The 19649-nt window shown below is 72.2% G+C and carries 18 protein-coding genes; 2 read left to right on the top strand and 16 right to left on the bottom strand.

Going from position 1 to position 19649, the window contains the following annotated elements; all coding sequences use genetic code 11:
* Positions 1 to 53: 53 nt before the first annotated feature.
* The 9 genes from gatB to DEJ43_RS25875 form a co-directional block, all read right to left on the bottom strand.
* Positions 54 to 1565: an Asp-tRNA(Asn)/Glu-tRNA(Gln) amidotransferase subunit GatB gene (gene gatB / locus DEJ43_RS25915; RefSeq protein ID WP_015036353.1), complete on the bottom strand. Its 1512-nt coding sequence runs from the start codon at positions 1563 to 1565 to the stop codon at positions 54 to 56.
* A 16-nt stretch (positions 1566 to 1581) separates the two neighbouring features.
* A complete protein-coding gene (locus DEJ43_RS25910) occupies positions 1582 to 1815 on the bottom strand; it encodes a hypothetical protein (RefSeq protein WP_041662892.1) in 234 nt (77 codons plus the stop codon).
* Between the two features lie 5 nt (positions 1816 to 1820).
* Positions 1821 to 3317 carry an Asp-tRNA(Asn)/Glu-tRNA(Gln) amidotransferase subunit GatA gene (gatA, locus tag DEJ43_RS25905; protein ID WP_015036351.1) on the bottom strand — a complete coding sequence of 499 codons (1497 nt, stop codon included), beginning with the start codon at positions 3315 to 3317 and terminating at the stop codon, positions 1821 to 1823.
* Positions 3318 to 3322: 5 nt separating this feature from the next.
* Entirely contained in the window at positions 3323 to 3619 is a 297-nt protein-coding gene (gene gatC, locus DEJ43_RS25900; protein WP_015036350.1) for an Asp-tRNA(Asn)/Glu-tRNA(Gln) amidotransferase subunit GatC, read from the bottom strand.
* 106 nt (positions 3620 to 3725) lie between these two features.
* Positions 3726 to 5840, bottom strand: coding sequence for a putative bifunctional diguanylate cyclase/phosphodiesterase (locus tag DEJ43_RS25895; protein WP_015036349.1), 2115 nt, complete (start codon positions 5838 to 5840; stop codon positions 3726 to 3728).
* A gap of 322 nt (positions 5841 to 6162) precedes the next feature.
* Positions 6163 to 8343, bottom strand: coding sequence for an NAD-dependent DNA ligase LigA (ligA, locus tag DEJ43_RS25890; RefSeq protein WP_015036348.1), 2181 nt, complete (start codon positions 8341 to 8343; stop codon positions 6163 to 6165).
* Positions 8344 to 8358: 15 nt separating this feature from the next.
* The gene (locus tag DEJ43_RS25885; RefSeq protein WP_015036347.1) at positions 8359 to 9360 is read right to left on the bottom strand and encodes a methionine synthase; all 1002 of its coding nucleotides are present in this window, start codon (positions 9358 to 9360) and stop codon (positions 8359 to 8361) included.
* Between the two features lie 2 nt (positions 9361 to 9362).
* Positions 9363 to 10061 carry an SDR family oxidoreductase gene (locus DEJ43_RS25880; protein WP_015036346.1) on the bottom strand — a complete coding sequence of 233 codons (699 nt, stop codon included), beginning with the start codon at positions 10059 to 10061 and terminating at the stop codon, positions 9363 to 9365.
* Between the two features lie 7 nt (positions 10062 to 10068).
* Positions 10069 to 10608 (bottom strand): LOG family protein, encoded by a 540-nt coding sequence (locus DEJ43_RS25875; protein ID WP_015036345.1) that lies wholly within the window; start codon positions 10606 to 10608, stop codon positions 10069 to 10071.
* 97 nt (positions 10609 to 10705) lie between these two features.
* Here DEJ43_RS25875 and DEJ43_RS25870 point away from each other — a divergent pair, with 97 nt between their 5' ends.
* Positions 10706 to 11488 (top strand): alpha/beta fold hydrolase, encoded by a 783-nt coding sequence (locus tag DEJ43_RS25870; protein WP_015036344.1) that lies wholly within the window; start codon positions 10706 to 10708, stop codon positions 11486 to 11488.
* A gap of 33 nt (positions 11489 to 11521) precedes the next feature.
* Here DEJ43_RS25870 and mnmA read toward each other — a convergent pair whose 3' ends face one another.
* On the bottom strand, positions 11522 to 12667 hold the full coding sequence (gene mnmA, locus DEJ43_RS25865) for a tRNA 2-thiouridine(34) synthase MnmA (RefSeq protein WP_015036343.1): 1146 nt from the start codon (positions 12665 to 12667) through the stop codon (positions 11522 to 11524).
* A gap of 61 nt (positions 12668 to 12728) precedes the next feature.
* On the opposite strand from mnmA, the gene DEJ43_RS25860 reads away from it, so the two are divergent.
* Positions 12729 to 13403, top strand: coding sequence for an N-acetylmuramoyl-L-alanine amidase (locus tag DEJ43_RS25860; protein ID WP_150253471.1), 675 nt, complete (start codon positions 12729 to 12731; stop codon positions 13401 to 13403).
* 27 nt (positions 13404 to 13430) lie between these two features.
* Here DEJ43_RS25860 and DEJ43_RS25855 read toward each other — a convergent pair whose 3' ends face one another.
* The 6 genes from DEJ43_RS25855 to DEJ43_RS25830 all read right to left on the bottom strand — a co-directional run bounded on the left by DEJ43_RS25855 (position 13431) and on the right by DEJ43_RS25830 (position 19597).
* Complete coding sequence (locus tag DEJ43_RS25855; RefSeq protein WP_015036341.1) at positions 13431 to 14594, bottom strand: cysteine desulfurase family protein; 1164 nt, start codon at positions 14592 to 14594, stop codon at positions 13431 to 13433.
* A 171-nt stretch (positions 14595 to 14765) separates the two neighbouring features.
* Positions 14766 to 15632: a thioesterase family protein gene (locus tag DEJ43_RS25850; RefSeq protein WP_015036340.1), complete on the bottom strand. Its 867-nt coding sequence runs from the start codon at positions 15630 to 15632 to the stop codon at positions 14766 to 14768.
* 24 nt (positions 15633 to 15656) lie between these two features.
* On the bottom strand, positions 15657 to 16334 hold the full coding sequence (locus tag DEJ43_RS25845; RefSeq protein ID WP_015036339.1) for a trimeric intracellular cation channel family protein: 678 nt from the start codon (positions 16332 to 16334) through the stop codon (positions 15657 to 15659).
* Positions 16335 to 16428: 94 nt separating this feature from the next.
* Positions 16429 to 17490, bottom strand: a complete 1062-nt coding sequence (locus tag DEJ43_RS25840) for an ABC transporter ATP-binding protein (RefSeq protein WP_051026167.1) — start codon at positions 17488 to 17490, stop codon at positions 16429 to 16431.
* Positions 17491 to 17498: 8 nt separating this feature from the next.
* Positions 17499 to 18602, bottom strand: a complete 1104-nt coding sequence (locus DEJ43_RS25835) for an ABC transporter ATP-binding protein (RefSeq protein ID WP_015036337.1) — start codon at positions 18600 to 18602, stop codon at positions 17499 to 17501.
* The gene (locus tag DEJ43_RS25830) at positions 18599 to 19597 is read right to left on the bottom strand and encodes an ABC transporter permease (protein ID WP_015036336.1); all 999 of its coding nucleotides are present in this window, start codon (positions 19595 to 19597) and stop codon (positions 18599 to 18601) included. The genes DEJ43_RS25835 and DEJ43_RS25830 overlap by 4 nt, the downstream gene beginning before the upstream one ends.
* Between the last annotated feature and the right edge of the window lie 52 nt (positions 19598 to 19649).

Here is a 19649-nt window from a genome sequence, read left to right as displayed (position 1 = left end):
CCGCACCGGAATCCTCCGGTGCGGGCCGCCCTCGTGTGCGTACGGGAAGGGGATCAGCCCTCGCTGACGCCCAGCTTCTCCAGGATCAGGTCCTTGACCTTCGCCGCGTCCGCCTGGCCACGGGTGGCCTTCATGACCGCGCCGACCAGGGCGCCGACCGCGGCGACCTTGCCGCCGCGGATCTTGTCGGCGATCGCGGCGTTGCCCGCGATGGCCTCCTCGACCGCCGTGCCGAGCGCGCCGTCGTCGGAGACGACCTTCAGACCGCGCTTCTCGACGACCTCGTCCGGGGTGCCCTCGCCGGCGAGGACGCCCTCGATGACCTGACGGGCCAGCTTGTCGTTGAGGTCGCCGCCGGCCACCAGGGCCGAGACCCGGGCCACGTCCGCCGGGCTGATGGGCAGCTCCTCGAGGGAGACGCCCTTCTCGTTGGCGTTGCGGGCCAGCTCGCCCATCCACCACTTCCGCGCCGACGCCGCGTCCGCGCCCGCCTCGGTGGTCGCGACGATCGCGTCGACCGCGCCCGCGTTCAGGATGGACTGCATCTCCTGCTCGGAGACGGCCCACTCCTCACGCAGCCGGTTGCGGCGCACCCGCGGCAGCTCGGGCAGACCGCCCCGCAGCTCCTCGACCCACTCGCGGGCCGGGGCGACGGGAACCAGGTCGGGCTCCGGGAAGTACCGGTAGTCCTCGGCGTTGTCCTTGATGCGGCCGGAGGTGGTGGAGCCGTCGTCCTCGTGGAAGTGACGGGTCTCCTGCACGATCGAGCCGCCGGACGACAGCACCGCGGCGTGACGCTGGATCTCGAAGCGGGCCGCGCGCTCCACCGAACGGAGCGAGTTGACGTTCTTCGTCTCCGAGCGGGTGCCGAAGGTCTTGGTGCCGTGCGGGCGCAGCGACAGGTTCACGTCGCAGCGCATCTGGCCCTTGTCCATGCGCGCCTCGGACACGCCGAGCGCACGGATCAGCTCGCGGAGCTCGGCGACGTACGCCTTGGCGACCTCGGGGGCCCGCTCGCCCGCGCCCTCGATCGGCTTGGTGACGATCTCGATGAGCGGGATGCCGGCCCGGTTGTAGTCGAGCAGCGAGTGGGACGCGCCGTGGATACGGCCGGTGGCGCCGCCGACGTGCAGCGACTTGCCGGTGTCCTCCTCCATGTGGGCGCGCTCGATCTCCACGCGGAAGACCTCGCCGTCCTCCAGCTGGACGTCCAGGTAGCCGTTGAAGGCGATCGGCTCGTCGTACTGGGAGGTCTGGAAGTTCTTCGGCATGTCCGGATAGAAGTAGTTCTTCCGGGCGAAGCGGCACCACTCGGCGATCTCGCAGTGCAGCGCGAGGCCGATCTTGATGGCGGACTCGACGCCGATCGCGTTGACGACGGGCAGCGAGCCCGGCAGACCCAGGCAGGTCGGGCAGGTCTGCGAGTTCGGCTCCGCGCCCAGCTCGGTCGAGCAGCCGCAGAACATCTTCGTCTTGGTGCCGAGCTCGACATGGACCTCGAGGCCCATGACGGGGTCGTACTCGGCGAGTGCCGCTTCGTACGACAGCAGTTCAGTGACAGTCACGGTGAGACTTTCCCTCTCAGCCCAGCAGGACGTCGTCGTCGCCCAGGCGCTTGAGCTCCCGGTAGAGGATCGCCAGGCCGGTAACGATGGCGGCGGCGGACACGGCGGAGTCGATCAGCCGCAGCATGTCGTGGTCGTTGCGGGCCAGCTTGGCCTGCTTCGCGACACTGATCGCGCCGAACGCGGTCGTCGCGAGCGACACGTAGACGCCGGTCTTGGACTTCTTGAAGTTCTTGGCCTTCTTTGCCATGGCACTCACAGCGACGGAGCCTCCTCAAGCAGCGGGTGCCCCCACTTTTCCACGAAGGCGGCCTCGACGGCGGCGCCGACCTTGTACAGCCGGTCGTCCTTCATGGCGGGAGCGATGATCTGCAGGCCGACCGGCAGACCGTCCTCGGGCGCCAGGCCGCAGGGCAGCGACATGGCGGCGTTGCCGGCCAGGTTGGTCGGGATGGTGCACAGGTCCGCGAGGTACATCGCCATCGGGTCGTCGGCGCGCTCGCCGATCGGGAAGGCGGTGGTGGGGGTCGTCGGGGAGACGATCACGTCCACGTCCTCGAAGGCCTTCTCGAACTCGCGGGTGATGAGGGTCCGGACCTTCTGCGCCGAGCCGTAGTACGCGTCGTAGTAGCCGGAGCTCAGCGCGTACGTACCGAGGATGATGCGGCGCTTGACCTCGTCGCCGAAGCCGGCCTCACGGGTGAGGGCGGTGACGTCCTCGGCCGAACGGGTGCCGTCGTCGCCGACCCGCAGGCCGTAGCGCATGGCGTCGAAGCGGGCCAGGTTCGAGGAGCACTCGGACGGCGCGATCAGGTAGTACGCCGACAGGGCGAGGTCGAAGGTCGGGCAGTCCAGCTCGACGATCTCGGCACCGAGCGACTTCAGCAGCTCGACGGACTCGTCGAAGCGCTGCACGACACCGGCCTGGTAGCCCTCGCCGCGGAACTGCTTGACGACGCCGACGCGCATGCCGGCGACCGAGCCGTTGCGGGCGGCCTCGACGACCGGCGGGACCGGGGCGTCGATGGAGGTCGAGTCGAGCGGGTCGTGCCCGGCGATGGCCTCGTGCAGGAGCGCCGCGTCCAGGACCGTACGGGCGCAGGGGCCGCCCTGGTCGAGGGAGGACGAGAAGGCCACCATGCCGTAGCGGGAGACGCCGCCGTAGGTCGGCTTGACGCCGACGGTGCCGGTGACGGCGGCGGGCTGGCGGATCGAACCGCCGGTGTCCGTGCCGATGGCCAGCGGGGCCTCGTACGCGGCGAGGGCGGCCGAGGAGCCGCCGCCGGAGCCGCCGGGGATCCGGGTCAGGTCCCAGGGGTTGCCGGTCGGGCCGTACGCGCTGTTCTCCGTCGAGGAGCCCATCGCGAACTCGTCCATGTTGGTCTTGCCGAGGATGACGACGTCGGCGGCCTTCAGGTTCTTGACCAGGGTCGCGTCGTACGGCGGGATCCAGCCCTCGAGGATCTTCGAGCCCACGGTCGTCGGCATGCCGGCGGTGGTGAAGATGTCCTTGAGCGCGAGCGGCACACCGGCGAGCGGGCCGAGCTTCTCGCCGCGGGCGCGCTTCTCGTCGACGGCACGGGCCTGGGCGAGCGCGCCCTCACGGTCGACGTGCAGGAAGGCGTGGACCTTCTCGTCGACGGCCTCGATGCGGGCGAGGTGCGCCTCGGTGACCTCGACGGCGGTCAGCTCGCCGGCGGCGATCTTCCCGGCGATCTCGGCCGCGGTGAGCTTGATGATGTTGTCCGTCATGACTGTTAGTCCTCCCCCAGGATCTGCGGCACCTTGAAACGCTGCTGCTCCTGGGCCGGGGCGCCGGAGAGCGCCTGCTCGGGGGTGAGCGACGGACGGACCTCGTCCGCGCGCATGACATTGGTCAGCGGCAGCGGGTGGGAGGTCGGCGGTACGTCTTGGTCGGCGACCTCGGAGACGCGGGCGACCGCGCCGATGATGTCGTCGAGCTGGCCGGCGAAGTGATCGAGTTCTTCGCCCTTCAGCTCCAGACGCGCCAGCCGTGCGAGGTGGGCGACCTCCTCGCGCGTGATGCCAGGCATGCGGATCCTCACGGGGTGAGCTTGATGGTGTGGGCCCATCCTATGGGGCCGGTGCCGCTGCCCGTGAAACGGTTTGCCCGGGGTCGTCGCGCCGGGGTGACACGGCCTACTGGACGACCTGGCCGGAGGGGTGGTCCACGGCCAGTTCGGCCGCGATGTCGGCGGGGCGGCGCCAGCCGTGCTCGCCTCGGGCGAGGAGCCAGGCGGTGGCCTCACCGGGCGGCATCGCGGCGGCGACCAGCCAGCCCTGGACGGCGTCGCAGCCCAGGTCGCGCAGGCGCTCCCAGGTCTCGTCGTCCTCCACTCCTTCGGCGACGACGAGGAGGCCGAGCGAGTGGGCGAGGTCGACGGTGCAGCGGACGATCTCGGCGTCCTCGGTGTCGACGGCGAGCCGGGCGACGAAGGAGCGGTCGATCTTCAGTTCGCTGACGGGCAGGCGGCGCAGATGGACGAGGGAGGAGTAGCCGGTGCCGAAGTCGTCGAGCGACATCTTCACGCCGTGGCCGGTGAGGCCGTTGAGCGTGTCGGCGGCCCGCTGGGGGTCCTCAAGCAGCACGTGCTCCGTTATCTCCAGCTGGAGCGCGCCGGCCGGGACGCCGTGGCGGGCGAGCCGGGCGGCGACGGCGCCGGCGAAGCCGGGGGTGTGGACGTCGCGCGGGGAGACGTTGACGGCGACCGGCACGTTCAGCCCCTGGGCGCGCCAGCGGGCGACCTGGGCGAGGGCGGTCTCCAGGACGTACTCGGTGAGGTGGGGCATCAGGCCGGAGGACTCGGCGATCGCGATGAACTCGTCCGGCGGGACCTTGCCGCGCTCGGGGTGGACCCAGCGGACGAGGGCTTCGAGGCCGGCGACCTGGCCGTCGAACTGGACCTTGGGCTGGTAGTGGAGTTCGACCTCGCCGGCGTCGAGGGCGCGGCGGAGGTCGCCGAGGAGGCCGAGCCGGTCGGGGGTGTTGGAGTCGCGCTTGGACTCGTAGACCTCGACGCCGGTGCGGTCCCGCTTGGCCTGGTACATGGCGACGTCGGCGCGGCGCAGCAGGCCTTCGGCGTCGAGGGCGTGGTCGGGGAAGACGGCGACGCCCGCGCTGGCCTCCAGGACGAGGGTGAGCCCGTCGAGGTCGAGCGGGGAGGAGAGTTCGGCGACGAGGTGGCGGGCGACCCGCTGGGCGCTGGTGGTGGAGTCGGCGGTGGGCAGCAGGACGGCGAACTCGTCGCCGCCGAGCCGGGCGGCCTCGGCGCCGCGGGGCAGCGCGAGGCGGAGCCGTTCGGCGATCTGGAGGAGCAGCCGGTCGCCCGCGAGGTGCCCGAGGGTGTCGTTGACCGACCGGAAGCGGTCGAGGTCGATCAGCACGAGGGCGGCGCGGGCCCCTTCGCCCTCGGCCTCCTCGAGGGCGGTCCAGGCGCGTTCGAGCAGCCACTGGCGGTTGGGGAGGCCGGTGAGCGGGTCGCGGAGCTGTTCCTCGGCGCGGGCGCGGGCGATCCACAGGGTGGAGTCGAGGGCGATGAGGGGGACGGCGAAGAGCGGCAGCAGGACGGGGCTGCTGGCGGCGACGACGCAGATCAGCGGGGCGATGCCGAGGAGGGCGACGGCGACGAGGCCCTGCCGCAGGAGGGCGGTGCGGGCGACGGTGGGCAGGCCGCGGCCCTGGGGGGCGAGCGTGTACCACAGCAGGAGCCGGGTCACCACGAGATAGGTGGCGGCGGCGAGCACGACTTCCGGGAGGTCCCCGATGGTCCAGTCGAGGGGCTGCCAGGGCTGTTCGACGGTGGGGACGTCCCCGAAGAGGGCGAGGACGAGGGCGGCGACGGCCACGCCGAGGACGTCGGCGGCGCCGTGCAGCACGCCCTGGCGCCAGCGGTGCCGGCGGGCGGCGCCGACCAGGGCGACGACGGTCATGGAGACCAGTCCGGCGGGCACCCAGCCGTACAGCAGGAGGACGGCGAGGGTGAGGGCGGCGCCGGAGCCGGTGCCGCCCCACCAGCGGTCCCGGCCCAGGGCGACCAGGTGGCCGACGATGAGTCCGGTGAGGACGGCGAGGGACCAGCCGGTGACCCCGTCGGGGAAGAGTCCGTGGCCGGCGGTGAGGGCCTGCTGGAGGCCCGCGACGAGTACGACGGCGGCGATGCCCACCACGGCTGCGGGCAGCCGGGAGGTGAAGCCCTCGGGCGCCACACGGCCGTGCGGCCGTGGGACCGGGGCGGCGCTCTCGGTCGGTTCCATTTCCGTCCCTCTCACAGGCGGCGGTGCCGTCGGTGTGCGATGGGCCGCGGTCAGGCGGCCGTACGTCGTCCGGCCGGTCCGTCGTACGGCCGCTGTCGGGCGGCCGTGCGTCGTGCCACGGGGCCGTTGTCCTGGCGCCACGACCGGCTCAGCCCTCGCGCGGCCGTGCAGGACTGGGCGCACGGTCACCACACTAGGCCGCCGAGGGCTTCGACGGGCAGCGCTCTCCCTGTCTTGCCCGAATGCGACCCGGCCACCCGTAACGATCTGGTATGCGCCGAACGGGTGAGCTTCGCGCGGCCGTCGCGAGGGGGCCGGGAGGCTACTCCGCGACGGGGACGGCGGCCTCCCGAGCGGCCTCGGGCCCTTGTTCGAGCAGGACCTTGAAGCCGTCCTCGTCCAGAACCGGAACTTTCAGCTGCATCGCCTTGTCGTACTTCGAACCAGGGTTTTCACCGACCACCACGAAGGAGGTCTTCTTCGAAACGGAACCGGTCACCTTCGCTCCGAGGCTCTGGAGGGACTCTTTTGCGCCATCCCTGGTGAAGTTCTCCAGCGTCCCGGTCACGACGACCGTCAGCCCCTCCAGCGGACGCGGGCCCACGTCCTCCCCCGCGCCCTCGTCCTCCAGACTCACCCCGGCCGCCCGCCACTTGCGCACGATCTCGCGGTGCCACTCCTCGGAGAACCACTGCTTCACCGCGGCCGCGATGATCCCGCCGACGCCGTCGACCGCCGCCAGCTCCTCCTCGCTCGCCTGTTCGATCCGCTCCAGGGAGCGGAACTCACGGGCCAGCGCCTCGGCCGCGACCGGCCCCACGTGCCGGATCGACAGCCCGTTGATGAAGCGGGCCAGCGGGCGCGTCTTCGCGGCCGCGATGTTCTCCAGCATCGCCAGGGCGTTCTTCTTCGGCTCGCCCTTCTGGTTGGCGAAGACCGTGACGATCTTCTCCTCGCCGGTCTTCGGGTCCCGCCGGGGCAGCCCGCTGTCCGGGTCCAGCACGTACGCCTTGATCGGCAGCAGCTGCTCGATGGTGAGGTCGAAGAGGTCGCCCTCGTCCACCAGCGGCGGCTCGGCCGGCTCCAGGGGGCGGGTCAGCGCCGCCGCGGCCACCGCGCCGAAGTTCTCGATGTCCAGGCACTGGCGCCCGGCGAGGAAGAACAGACGCTCCCGCAGCTGGGCCGGGCACGTCCGGGCGTTCGGGCAGCGGAGGTCGATGTCGCCCTCCTTCATCGCCTTCAGCGGCGTCCCGCACTCCGGGCACTCGGCGGGCATCACGAACTCCCGCTCGCTGCCGTCCCGCAGGTCGGCGACCGGCCCGAGGATCTCCGGGATGACGTCACCGGCCTTGCGCAGCACCACCGTGTCGCCGATGAGGACGCCCTTGGCCTTCACCACCTCCTGGTTGTGCAGGGTGGCGAACTCCACCTCGGAACCGGCCACCGTCACCGGCTCCACCTGCGCGTACGGGGTGACCCGGCCGGTCCTGCCGACGCCGACCTTGATGTCGATCAGCTTGGTGTTGACCTCCTCCGGCGCGTACTTCCAGGCGATCGCCCAGCGCGGGGCGCGCGCGGTGGAGCCGAGCCGGCCCTGGAGCGGGATCTCGTCGAGCTTGACGACGACCCCGTCGATCTCGTGCTCCACGGAGTGACGGTTCTCCCCGAAGTACGCGATGAACTCCCGCACCTCGCCGAGCGAGCCGACCACCTTGTTGTGCTTGGCGGTGGGCAGGCCCCACTCGTGGAGGAGCTCGTACGTGTCGGAGAGCCGGGAGATGTCGAAGCCCTCCCGGGCGCCGATGCCGTGCACGACCATGTGGAGCGGCCGGGAGGCGGTGACCTTGGGGTCCTTCTGGCGGAGCGAACCCGCCGCCGCGTTCCGCGGGTTGGCGAAGGGCTTGTCACCGGCCTCCACCAGGCGGGCGTTGAGCCCCTCGAAGGCCTCCATCGGGAAGTAGACCTCGCCGCGGATCTCCACGAGGTCCGGGACGCGGTCCCCGCGCAGCCGCTCCGGGATGTCGGCGATCGTCCGGACGTTGGGCGTGATGTCCTCGCCGGTGCGGCCGTCACCGCGGGTCGCGGCCCGGGTCAGCCGCCCGTGCTCGTACGTCAGGTTCACCGCGAGGCCGTCGACCTTGAGCTCGCACAGATAGTGGAAGTCGGGGGTGCCGACGTCCCGCGCGACCCGGTCGGCCCAGGTGGTGAGCTCCTCGTCGTCGAAGGCGTTGTCCAGGGAGAGCATCCGCTCGCGGTGCTCGACGGACGTGAAGTCGGTCTCGTACTGCCCCGCGACCTTCTGGGTCGGGGAGTCCGGCGTGCGCAGCTCCGGGTACTCCTCCTCCAGCGCCTCCAGGGCGCGCAGGAGCTTGTCGAACTCGCCGTCGCTGATGACCGGCTGGTCCTTCACGTAGTACCGGAAGCGGTGCTCCTCGATCTGCTCGGCCAGCTCGGCGTGCTTCTCCCGTGCCTCGGCGGGCAGGGCCCCCTGTTCGACTGCCACCGTTTCGTCCTCCCGTTACTCAGGGTTGTCCGCGAGCGACCGTGCCGCTCTGGCGCAGTGGGCGAGCGCCGCGCGGGCGTAGGCGGGCGACGCGCCCGCGAGCCCGCACGTGGGGGTGACGACCACGGACTCGGCGAGAGTCCCCGGATTCAGCCCCAGCCTGCGCCACAGCGTCCTGACACCCATGACGCTACCGCCCGGGTCCGACAATGCCGTGTCGGTGGACGGCACCACACCGGCGAAGAGCTTCGTGCCGGCCTCCACCGCCTCGCCGATCGGCTCCTCGTCACGTTCGGTGAGGAGCGAGAAATCGAACGAGACGCCCGCCGCGCCGGCCCGCCGCAGCAGCGCGAACGGCACGTCGGGGGCGCAGGAGTGGACGACCACCGGCCCGTCGTGGACGGCGACGACCTCGCGCAGGGCGCTCTCCACGACCTGCCGGTCGACGGCCCGGTAGGTGCGGTAGCCGCTGGCGGTACGGACGTGGCCGCGCAGCACGGCGGTGAGCGAGGGCTCGTCGAGCTGGAGGACGAGCTCCGCCCCCGGGATCCGCTTGCGCAGCTCCGCGAGGTGGCCGTGCAGCCCCTCGGCGAGCGAGCCCACCAGGTCGCGGCAGGCGCCGGCGTCCCCGAGGGCGGCCTCGCCGCCGCGCAGCTCCAGGGCGGCGGCGAGCGTCCAGGGGCCCACGGCCTGCACCTTGAGCGGTCCCTCGTACCCCTGGGTGAACTCCTCCAGGGCGTCCAGGTCCTCGCCGAGCCAGGACCGGGCGCGCTTGGTGTCGCGGCCGGGCCGGTCGCTGATCCGCCAGCCGCTCGGCTCCACGTGCGCGTAGAGGTCGACGAGCATGCCGACGGTCCGGCCGATCATGTCGGCGCCGGGGCCCCGGGCGGGCAGCTCGGCGAGGAACGGGAAGTCCTCGAAGGACCCGGTGACGGTCTTCGCGGCCTCGCGGGCGTCGCCGCCGGGCAGGGAGCCGACGCCGGTGGCGGACCCGAAGAGCTTGGTGTCGTCTCCCATGGCTACCGCCCCGGTCGAACGGTGAGGTCGTTGATCTCCGCGTCGCGCGGGAGGTCGATCGCGGTGAGGATCGCCGTCGCGACGGACTCGGGGTCGATCCACCGCGACGGGTCGTACTCCTTGCCCTCCTGCTGGTGCACCTTGGCCTGCATGGGGCTCGCCGTGCGGCCCGGGTAGACCGAGGTGACCCGCACGCCGTTGCCGTGCTCCTCGTGGCGCAGGGAGTCGGCGAGCGCCTTGAGGCCGTGCTTGGAGGCGGCGTACGCGCTCCACTCGGCGTGCGCGGCGAGCCCGGCGCCCGAGTTCACGAAGACGACGTGGCCCTGGGAGACCCGCAGTTGGGGCAGGAAGTGCCGGGTGAGCTCGGCCGGGGCGATCAGGTTGACGTTGAGCTGGTGGTGCCAGGTCTTGGGGGTCAGGTCCCCGACCGGTGCGAGGTCGACGACGCCCGCGATGTGCAGCAGGCCGTCCACCCGCTCGGGCAGGCTCTGGTGGGAGAACGCCCAGGAGAGCCGGTCCGGGTCGGCGAGGTCTCCGACGAGCGTCCGCGCGCCGGGGAACCGTCCGGCGAGCTCCTTGGCCCGCCCCGCGTCGCGGGCGTGCAGCACGAGCTCGTCCCCGCGCGCGTGGAGGCGGCGCGCGACGGCCGCGCCGATGCCGGAACCGGCTCCGGTGATCACATGTGTAGCCATGGTCACCATGCTCGCATCAGCGGGAGGCGATGTTCTCCTCCAGGTGGGCCAGGGCCGTCGGGGCGTCGTCCGCGAACAGGGCGAGGCCGGCCAGGGGGACGGGCAGGAAGCCCTCCTCCTCCATCCGGCGGAACTGGTCCTTGAGGCCGTCGTAGAAGCCCGCCGTGTTGAGCACGACGACCGGCTTGGAGTGCTTGCCGTGCTTCTTCAGCTCCAGGATCTCGGTGGCCTCGTCGAGGGTGCCGGTGCCACCGACCATGACCACGATCGCGTCGGACTTGGCGAGCAGGAGCGCCTTGCGCTCGGCCAGGTCCTTGGCGACGACCATCTCGTCGACGCCCGGGCGGGCCTTGTGGGCGAGGAAGTCGACGGAGACGCCCACGAGCCGGCCGCCGGCCTCCTCGACGCCGTCCGCGACGACCTTCATCAGGCCCGTGTCGGAGCCGCCCCAGACCAGGGTGTGACCCGCCTTCCCGAGGAGGCGCGCGAAGTCCCGGGCGGGGCCCGTGTAGCGCTCGTCGAGGTCGGCCGCGGAGAGGAAGACACAGATGTTCATGGCCCCACCGTAGGCCCTGACCAGGGACTTCAGAATTCCTCCGGGAAATCCCGCCGCGGGGCGATGAGTTCGGGCGGCGGCTCCGGTCTCACCTGCCATGGATGAGGTGAGCACCCCGCCGGCCGGGGTTCGGGGACGGGTCGTGTCGCGGGACGGGACGCCGATCGCGTACGAGCGGTACGGCGAGGGGCCGCCGCTGGTCCTGGTGAGCGGGGCACTGGGCACGGCGGCGGGCGAGCGGCTGCTGGGCGGGCTCCTGGCCCGGCGCTTCTCGGTCGTGGCGTACGACCGGCGGGGGCGCGGCGGCAGCGGGGACGGCGGGCCGTACGCGGTGGAGCGGGAGGTCGAGGACCTGGCCGCGGTGGTCGCGGCGGCGGGTCCGGGGGCGGCGCTGCACGGGACGGGGACCGGGGGCGCGCTGGTCCTCGCCGCGGTGGCCGCCGGTCTGCCGGCCGGGGCGGTGACGGTGTTCGAGCCGCCGTACGCGGCGGCGGCCGAGCGGCGGCGGGTGGCGGAGCTGCTCGGCGGGGGCCGGCCGGCCGAGGCGCTCGACCTGTTCCTCGCGGAGTCGACGGTGCCCGCGGGGCTGCGGCCCGGGTTGGCGGAGCTGGCGCACACCCTCGCGTACGACCTCGCGGTGCTCGGCGACGGGGCGGTGCCGGAGCGGCTCCTCGCGCGGGTGCACGCGCGCGTGCTGGTGGTCGACGGGGGCGCCAGCCCGGCGGGCACCCGGCAGGTGGCCCGCGCCGTGACGGCGGCCCTCCCCCGGGCCCGGCACCGCACCCTGACGGGCCAGACGCACGAGGTGGCGCCGCACGTCCTCGCCCCGGTCCTCGAGGAGTTCCTCGGCGAAGAGCGGGAGCCCGCGGAGGCGGCCTGAGCAGGCCGCGACCGTGACCGGGCGGGCCGGGGGCTACGCCGTCGCGGGGGCCGCCTCGGGGGCCGCCTCCGGGGCGGTCCTCGTGCGCCGTACCGTCGTGGCGATCGTCGCCGAGCCCACCACGCGCGTGCCGTCGTACAGCACGATCGCCTGGCCCGGGGCCACGCCGCGGACCGGCTCGTCGAAGGAGACCGTGAGCTCGCCGTCCGCCAGGGACGCCGTCACCTCGGTCTCGCCGCCGTGGGCACGGAGCTGGGCGGTGTAGCGGCCCTCGCCCTCCGGGGCGGTGCCGCACCAGCGGGGCTTGATCGCGGTGAGCGCGGTGACGTCGAGGGCCTCGACCGGGCCCACCGTCACCGTGTTGTTCACCGGCGAGATGTCCAGGACGTAACGCGGCTTGCCGTCGGCGGCGGGGTGGCCGATCCGCAGGCCCTTGCGCTGGCCGATGGTGAAGCCGTAGGCACCCTCGTGGGTCCCGACCTTGGCGCCGGCCTCGTCGACGATGTCGCCCTCCGCCCTGCCGAGCCGGGAGGCGAGGAAGCCCTGGGTGTCGCCGTCGGCGATGAAGCAGATGTCGTGGCTGTCGGGCTTCTTCGCGACCGCGAGCCCGCGCCGCTCGGCCTCCGCCCGGATCTCGTCCTTCGTGGTGAGCGTGTCGCCCAGCGGGAACATCGCGTGCGCCAGCTGCTTCTCGTCGAGCACGCCGAGCACGTACGACTGGTCCTTGGCCATGTCGGAGGCGCGGTGCAGCTCGCGCGAGCCGTCCTCGTTCAGGACGACCGTGGCGTAGTGGCCGGTGCAGACCGCGTCGAAGCCGAGGGCGAGCGCCTTGTCGAGCAGCGCCGCGAACTTGATCTTCTCGTTGCAGCGCAGGCACGGGTTGGGGGTGCGGCCGGCCTCGTACTCCGCGACGAAGTCGTCCACGACGTCCTCGCGGAAGCGCTCGGCGAGGTCCCACACGTAGAAGGGGATGCCGATGACGTCGGCCGCCCGGCGCGCGTCACGGGAGTCCTCGATCGTGCAGCAGCCGCGCGCTCCGGTACGGAAGGACTGCGGATTCGCGGAGAGGGCGAGGTGCACACCGGTGACGTCGTGACCGGCTTCGGCGGCGCGGGCGGCGGCGACGGCGGAGTCCACTCCGCCGGACATGGCGGCGAGGACGCGGAGAGTCTTAGTCATAGCCCTACCAGGGTACGGGGCGCCGGGAACCACGGTCGCGTTAGTAAGCGTTCTCTCCGGCATGGGGAGCAAGTCGAAGGACACGGGGAGCGGGGCGGACCGCCGCCGGGTGGGGCGACGGGCCGTGCTGATCGGCGGCGCGGCCGCCGCCGTGGGCACGGTCGCGGTGGCCGGGGACGAGCTGGGGCGGCTGTGGTGGCGGCTGCCGGGAATGGAGAAGAAGCGGGTCGAGGGCGAGCTGGACCACAAGCCCGCCGAATGGACGGCGGCGTCCCGGGCGAACTGGCGGCGGGCCGACCGGCCCGACGCCTACACGATCGACCGGGTGGTGATCCACGTCGTCCAGGGGAGCTACGCCTCCGCCCTGAAGGTCTTCAAGGACCCGGCGCACGGCGCCGCCGCGCACTACGTGGTCCGCAAGGACGGTCACGTGGCGCAGATGATCCGCGAGCTCGACGTGGCCTTCCACGCCGGGAACCGCGACATGAACGAGCGGAGCGTCGGCATCGAGCACGAGGGCTTCGTCGACCGGCCGCAGGACTTCACCGCCGCGATGTACGCCGGGTCGGCGCGGCTGGCCGCCGACATATGCGCCCGCCACGGGATACCCGTGGACCGGCGGCACATCATCGGGCACGTCGAGGTCGAGGGCACCGACCACACCGACCCGGGTCCGCACTGGGACTGGGACCGCTATCTGAAGCTGGTGCGGGAGGCGTCGAAGGCACGCGCGTGAGTGCCTTCGACGCGGGCGCGCCGCGGCTCAGCTGAGGCCCGCGGTCCTCGCCCGCTCCACCGCCGGGCCGATCGCGTCCGCGACCGCCGCGACGTCCTCCTTGGTGGAGGTGTGGCCCAGCGAGAAGCGCAGGGTGCCCCGGGCCAGGTCCGGGTCGGTACCGGTGGCGAGCAGGACGTGGCTGGGCTGGGCGATGCCGGCGGTGCAGGCCGAGCCGGTGGAGCAGGCGATCCCGGCGGCGTCGAGCAGCAGGAGCAGGGAGTCTCCCTCGCAGCCGGGGAACGTGAAGTGGGCGTTGGCGGGCAGCCGCTCGACGGGGTCGCCGCCGAGGATCACATCGGGGACGAGCGCCCGCACGGCGGCCACGAGCTCGTCGCGCAGGGCGCCGACCTCGCGGGCGAACTCCTCGCGCCGCTCGGTGGCGAGCCGCGCGGCGACGGCGAATGCGGCGACGGCCGGCACGTCGAGGGTGCCGGAGCGGACGTGCCGCTCCTGCCCGCCGCCGTGCAGCACGGGCACGGGGGTGTGCTCGCGACCCAGGAGCAGGGCGCCGATGCCGTAGGGGCCGCCGATCTTGTGGCCGGATACGGTCATCGCGGCGAGCCCGGAGGCGGCGAAGTCGACCGGGACCTGGCCGACGGCCTGGACGGCGTCGGCGTGCAGCGGCACGCCGAACTCGGCGGCGACATCGGCCAGTTCGCGGACCGGCAGGACGGTGCCGATCTCGTTGTTGGCCCACATGACGGTGGCGAGCGCGACGGAGTCGGGATCCCGGGCGATCGCCTCGCGCAGCGTCTCGGGATGCACCCGGCCGTACCGGTCGACCGGGAGGTACTCGACGTCCGCGCCCTCGTGGGTGGCGAGCCAGTCGACGGCGTCGAGCACCGCGTGGTGCTCGACCGGGCTGGCGAGGACGCGGGTGCGGCGGGGGTCGGCGTCGCGGCGGGACCAGTAGAGGCCCTTCACGGCGAGGTTGTCGGCCTCGGTGCCGCCGGAGGTGAAGACGACCTCGCTCGGCCGCGCGCCGAGCGCGGCGGCGAGGGTCTCGCGCCCCTCCTCGACGGTCCGCCGGGCCCGCCGTCCGGCGGCGTGCAGGGAGGAGGCGTTGCCCGTGACGGCGAGGTGGGCGGTCATCGCCTCGATCGCCTCGGGCAGCATGGGCGTGGTCGCGGCGTGGTCGAGGTAAGCCATGGTGGGTCGATTCTACGAGCCCACCGCCCCGCACCCGCCGGGTGGCCGGTTTACGCCGCGGGGCGCGCCGACCGGTGCGCCGGCTGCGCGCCGACCGGCGCGCCGCGGGACGTGCCGGACGTGCCGTCGGCCGTCGGGGCCGGCCACGTGTCGGGGTCGGCCCCGCGCGGGTCAGCCGCGCGGTGCGCGCGCCAGTTGACGGGACTGGGCCACCAGGCGGTCGGCGCTGTCCCAGACCTCGGCGTCCTCCTCCAGGAAGCCGCCGGCGAGGTTGCGGGTGGTGATCGAGACCCGCAGCGGGCCCGGGGCCGGGCGGCAGCGGACGTGGGTGGTGAGTTCGACCGTGGGGGTCCAGCCCTTGAGGCCCAGTTCGAAGGAGGTCGGCGGCAGCGCGTCGACCGCCAGGAGCAGGGACAGCGGGTCGGGCTCGCGGCCGTCGGCGAGGCCGAACCAGGCCCGCATCTCGCCCTTCCCGGACGGCGCGCCGACCGCCCAGCCGACGCACGACGGGTCGAGCCGGATGTCGAGCCGCTCGGTGATCGCCGAGGAGCCGGGGATCTGCGGGGTCGGGCCGTCCGAGGCGCCGAAGCAGTTCTCGATGGCGGCCATCGCCGGGGGCGTCGCGGTGGTGCGGACGTCGTCGGGCAGGGCGTCGAGGTCCCCGTACGAGGCGAGGACCCGGATGCGCTCGACCTCGGTGCCGTCCTCCTCGTACTGGAAGAGGGAGGCCGTGCCGGTGGAGAGCGTGCGGCCGGTGCGGACGGTCTCGGTCCTGATCACCGCGGGGCCCGGCACGGACGGCGTCAGGTAGTGCGCCGAGATCGTGAACGGGTCGGGGTGCGGGAGGTGGTCGCCGAGGGCGCGGCCGAGCAGTGCGAGGAGGTAGCCGCCGTTGACCGCCTGGATGATCGTCCAGCCGGCGGAGAGGTCGGCGTCGTACACGCCGGGCGCGCGGAGGGTGACGGCGGTGTCGCGGTCGAACTCGCTCCCGCTCTCGTTCTCGCCCGTCACGGCGGGGATCTCGATGCTCGTGCTCATGTTTCCGACGGTACCCCAGAGAGGCTACTGAGCGGTAGCTTTTTCGGGTTCCTCACGAGCCGAGGACCGCCGGTTCCAGGCCCGGGGCGCGCGCCAGTGGTAGCGCATCGCGAGCAGACGCAGGGCGAAGGCGGTGAGCACGGCGGCGGCACTGGTGAACCCGTTGAGCGCGTCGAAACGGATGCAGAGCACGACCATCGCGGCGCCGACGATCGCCGGGACGGCGTACAGATCGCGGTCCCAGCGCAGCAGCGAGGGGACCTCGTTCGCCAGCACGTCCCGCAGCACACCGCCGCCGACGGCCGTCGCGAGACCCAGCGCGGCGGAGGAGGTGAGACCGAGGCCGTAGTCGTACGCCTTCGTCGTCCCCGTCACACAGAACAGGCCGAGGCCCGCGGCGTCGAAGACGTTCACGGCGGTCTGGGTGCGCTCGACCTCCGGGTGGAGGAAGAAGACGAGAACCGCCGCCACCAGGGGCATCAGGAAGTAGCCCAGGTCGGTGAAGGCGGCGGGGGGCACGGCGCCGATGATCAGGTCACGGAAGAGACCGCCGCCCAGCGCGGTGACCTCGGCGAGGACGGCGATGCCGAAGACGTCGAAGTTCTTGCGGACGGCCAGCAGGGCGCCGGAGATGGCGAAGACGAAGATGCCGACGAGGTCCAGGGCGTGCTGGACATCGGGGCTGAACAAATCATGAAGCACGCCCCATTGTCTCCGCTGCGGGCATGCGCCCCGCCGGGGCGGAACGCATGCCCCCACGGGGCGGGCGCCGCCCGCGGCGGGGCGGCGGGGGCCGCTACTCCTCCGGGTCGGCCGGGGCCGGCTTCTTCGTGATGGTGACGTCGACCGACTCGCGGGCCTTCGGAACCGTCAGGGACTCCGCGTTCTCCGGGTGGTGGCAGGCCACCCGCTGGCCCGGGCGGAGCTCCACCAGCGGGGGCTCCTGGGTCTTGCAGACCTCCGTCGCCTTCCAGCAGCGGGTGTGGAAGCGGCAGCCCGGCGGCGGGGCGATCGGGGACGGGACGTCACCGGTCAGCAGGATGCGGTCGCTCTTGGCGCCCCGGCGACGGGGGTCCGGGATCGGGACCGCGGACATCAGGGCCCGGGTGTACGGGTGCATCGGGTTCTCGTAGAGCGACTTCCGGTCCGCGAGCTCCACGATCTTGCCGAGGTACATCACCGCGATGCGGTCCGAGACGTGCCGGATGACCGACAGGTCGTGCGCGATGATCACGTACGTGAGGCCGAGCTCCTGCTGGAGGTCGTCCAGCAGGTTGACCACCTGCGCCTGGATGGAGACGTCCAGGGCCGACACCGGCTCGTCCGCGACGACCAGCTTCGGCTTCAGGGCGAGCGCGCGGGCGATGCCGATGCGCTGGCGCTGACCGCCGGAGAACTCGTGCGGGTAGCGGTTGTAGTGCTCCGGGTTGAGGCCGACCAGGCCCAGCAGGCGCTGGACCTCCTTCTTGACCCCGCCTTCGGGCTCCACGCCCTGGAGCTTGAAGGGGGCGGAGACGATCGAGCCGACGGTGTGGCGCGGGTTCAGCGAGCCGTACGGGTCCTGGAAGATCATCTGGACGTCCCGGCGCAGCGGGCGCATGCCCGAGACGCCGAGGTGCGAGATGTCCTTGCCCTGGAACTCGATCCTGCCGTCGGTCGGTTCGAGGAGCCGGGTGATCAGCCGCCCCATCGTGGACTTGCCGCAGCCGGACTCGCCGACGACGCCGAGGGTCTCACCGGGCAGGACCTCGAAGTCGAGACCGTCGACCGCCTTGACGGCGCCGGTCTGGCGCTGGAGAAGCCCCTTCTTGATGGGGAAGTGCTTCTTCAGGCCGGTGACCTTGAGGAGGGGTTCCATGGTCTCGCTCACAGTTTCGGCGCAATCTCTTCGGTCCAGATACGGGTCCGCTCCTCCTGCGGCATGTGGCAGGCCGAGTAGTGGCGGTCGCCGGCGAGGGCCAGCTCCGGCCGCTGGGTGCGCGTGATGCCGCCCTTGGGGACGTCCGCGTACGGGCAACGGGGGTTGAAGGCGCAGCCGCTCGGGATGTTGATGAGGCTGGGCGGGTTGCCCTTGACCGGGATGAGCCGATCGGTCTGCTCGCGGTCGATCCTCGGCATCGAGCCGAGCAGGCCCCAGGTGTAGGGGTGCTGCGGCTCGTAGAAGACGGACTCGGCCGGTCCCCGCTCGACGCAGCGCCCGCCGTACATCACGAGGATGTCGTCGGCGAGCTCGGCGACGACGCCGAGGTCGTGGGTGATGATGACGACCGCGGAGCCGAACTCCTTCTGGAGGTCCCGCATCAGGTCCAGGATCTGGGCCTGCACGGTGACGTCGAGCGCGGTGGTCGGCTCGTCGGCGATCAGCAGCGAGGGGTTGTTGACGAGCGCCATGGCGATCATCGCGCGCTGGCGCATGCCGCCGGAGAACTCGTGCGGGTAGTTGTCGAACCGCTTCGCGGGCTCGGGAATGCCGACCCGGTCGAGGAGTTCGACGGCCCGCTTGCGCGCCGTCTTCTTGTCGACGCTGTGGTGGACGCGGTACGCCTCCACGATCTGGTGGCCGACCGTGTAGTACGGGTGCATCGCGGACAGCGGGTCCTGGAAGATCATCGCCATGTCGCGGCCGCGCATCTTGCGGACCTCGTCGGGGTCGGCGGTGAGCAGCTCGCGCCCGTTCAGCCAGATCTCGCCGGAGATGCGGGCCTTCTGGCGGCCGTACTGGCCGACGGTGTGGAGGCCCATGATGCCGAGCGAGGTGACCGACTTGCCGGAGCCGGACTCGCCCACGATGCCGAGGGTCTTGCCCTTCTCCAGCTGGAAGCTGAGCCCGTCGACCGACTTGACCAGACCGTCGTCGGTCGGGAAGTGGATCTTCAGGTCGCGCACGTCGAGGAAGGCGTCGGAGGGGGCGGACCCGGTGGCGACGGGTTCTCCCACCGCCGCGCCGGTCTTCGTCAGCTTGTCCGTCATGCGAGCCTCACTCGGGGGTCGATCACTGCGTAGAGAAGGTCCACGACGAGGTTGGCGACGACGACGCAGGCCGCGGTGATGAGCGTGACGGCCAGGATCAGCGGCAGGTCGCGCTCGCTCACGCCCCGGATGGCCAGGGCGCCGAGGCCGTGGAGGCTGAACGCGGTCTCGGTCAGGATCGCGCCGCCGACGAGGGCGCCGAGGTCCATGCCGAAGATGGTCAGGATGGGCGTCATGGTGGAGCGCATCGCGTGCTTGCCGAGCACGACGGACTCCGGCAGGCCCTTGGCCCGCGCGGTGCGGATGTAGTCCTCGCCGAGGACCTCCAGCATGGTGGCGCGGGTGAGCCGCGCGTACATCGCCGCGTACAGGAAGGCGAGGGTCACCCAGGGCAGCAGCAGGCCGCCGAACCACCCGCCGAAGGAGTCGGTGATCGGCACGTACGAGGCGTTGAGCCAGCCCAGTTGGGTGCGGAAGACCAGCATCGCCAGCATGGCGGTGAAGAAGATGGGCAGCGAGACACCGGCGAGCGCGGTGATCATCGCCGCGCGGTCGATGATCGTGCCCCGCTTGAGCGCGGAGACGACACCCGTGGAGACACCCAGGATCAGCCACAGCACGGCGGCGCCGAGGACCATGGAGAGGGTGACGGGGAAGGCGTCGACCAGCATCGACCACACGTCCTGCTCACTGCGGAACGAGTAGCCGAAGCACGGCATCGCACAGTGGATCGTGTCGCCACCGCCGGTGTAGTCACGACCGACGAAGATGCCGGAGACGAAGTGCCAGAACTGCACCAGGAGCGGCTCGTCCAGACCCAGCTTCTGCCGGACGGCCTCGATGGAAGCCGGATCCGCCTGCTTGCCGACGAACATCGCGGCAGGGTCGCTGCCGGTCATCTTGGGGATGAGGAAGAAGATGCTGAGCGTCACCAGGGTGACGACGAGCAGCATCACGACGACTGCGAAGAGTCGCCGGACTATGTATGCAAGCATGCGGTCGGCCGGTCGGCGGCCGGGGGACCCGATCGGGTCCCCCGGCCGCCGC

Source organism: Streptomyces venezuelae ATCC 10712 (assembly GCF_008639165.1).
GTDB lineage: Bacteria > Actinomycetota > Actinomycetes > Streptomycetales > Streptomycetaceae > Streptomyces > Streptomyces venezuelae.
This window is presented reverse-complemented; position numbering and strand designations above follow the sequence as displayed.

What these genes read in the sequence shown, in the direction of transcription:
- DEJ43_RS25910 (WP_041662892.1), bottom strand. Translation starts at nt 1,815, where the DNA reads ATGGCAAAGAAGGCCAAGAACTTCAAGAAGTCCAAGACCGGCGTCTAC.
- gatA (WP_015036351.1), bottom strand. Translation starts at nt 3,317, where the DNA reads ATGACGGACAACATCATCAAGCTCACCGCGGCCGAGATCGCCGGGAAG.
- gatC (WP_015036350.1), bottom strand. Translation starts at nt 3,619, where the DNA reads ATGCCTGGCATCACGCGCGAGGAGGTCGCCCACCTCGCACGGCTGGCG.
- DEJ43_RS25895 (WP_015036349.1), bottom strand. Translation starts at nt 5,840, where the DNA reads ATGGAACCGACCGAGAGCGCCGCCCCGGTCCCACGGCCGCACGGCCGT.
- DEJ43_RS25885 (WP_015036347.1), bottom strand. Translation starts at nt 9,360, where the DNA reads ATGGGAGACGACACCAAGCTCTTCGGGTCCGCCACCGGCGTCGGCTCC.
- DEJ43_RS25880 (WP_015036346.1), bottom strand. Translation starts at nt 10,061, where the DNA reads ATGGTGACCATGGCTACACATGTGATCACCGGAGCCGGTTCCGGCATC.
- DEJ43_RS25875 (WP_015036345.1), bottom strand. Translation starts at nt 10,608, where the DNA reads ATGAACATCTGTGTCTTCCTCTCCGCGGCCGACCTCGACGAGCGCTAC.
- DEJ43_RS25870 (WP_015036344.1), top strand. Translation starts at nt 10,706, where the DNA reads ATGGATGAGGTGAGCACCCCGCCGGCCGGGGTTCGGGGACGGGTCGTG.
- mnmA (WP_015036343.1), bottom strand. Translation starts at nt 12,667, where the DNA reads ATGACTAAGACTCTCCGCGTCCTCGCCGCCATGTCCGGCGGAGTGGAC.
- DEJ43_RS25860 (WP_150253471.1), top strand. Translation starts at nt 12,729, where the DNA reads ATGGGGAGCAAGTCGAAGGACACGGGGAGCGGGGCGGACCGCCGCCGG.
- DEJ43_RS25855 (WP_015036341.1), bottom strand. Translation starts at nt 14,594, where the DNA reads ATGGCTTACCTCGACCACGCCGCGACCACGCCCATGCTGCCCGAGGCG.
- DEJ43_RS25850 (WP_015036340.1), bottom strand. Translation starts at nt 15,632, where the DNA reads ATGAGCACGAGCATCGAGATCCCCGCCGTGACGGGCGAGAACGAGAGC.
- DEJ43_RS25840 (WP_051026167.1), bottom strand. Translation starts at nt 17,490, where the DNA reads ATGGAACCCCTCCTCAAGGTCACCGGCCTGAAGAAGCACTTCCCCATC.
- DEJ43_RS25835 (WP_015036337.1), bottom strand. Translation starts at nt 18,602, where the DNA reads ATGACGGACAAGCTGACGAAGACCGGCGCGGCGGTGGGAGAACCCGTC.
- DEJ43_RS25830 (WP_015036336.1), bottom strand. Translation starts at nt 19,597, where the DNA reads ATGCTTGCATACATAGTCCGGCGACTCTTCGCAGTCGTCGTGATGCTG.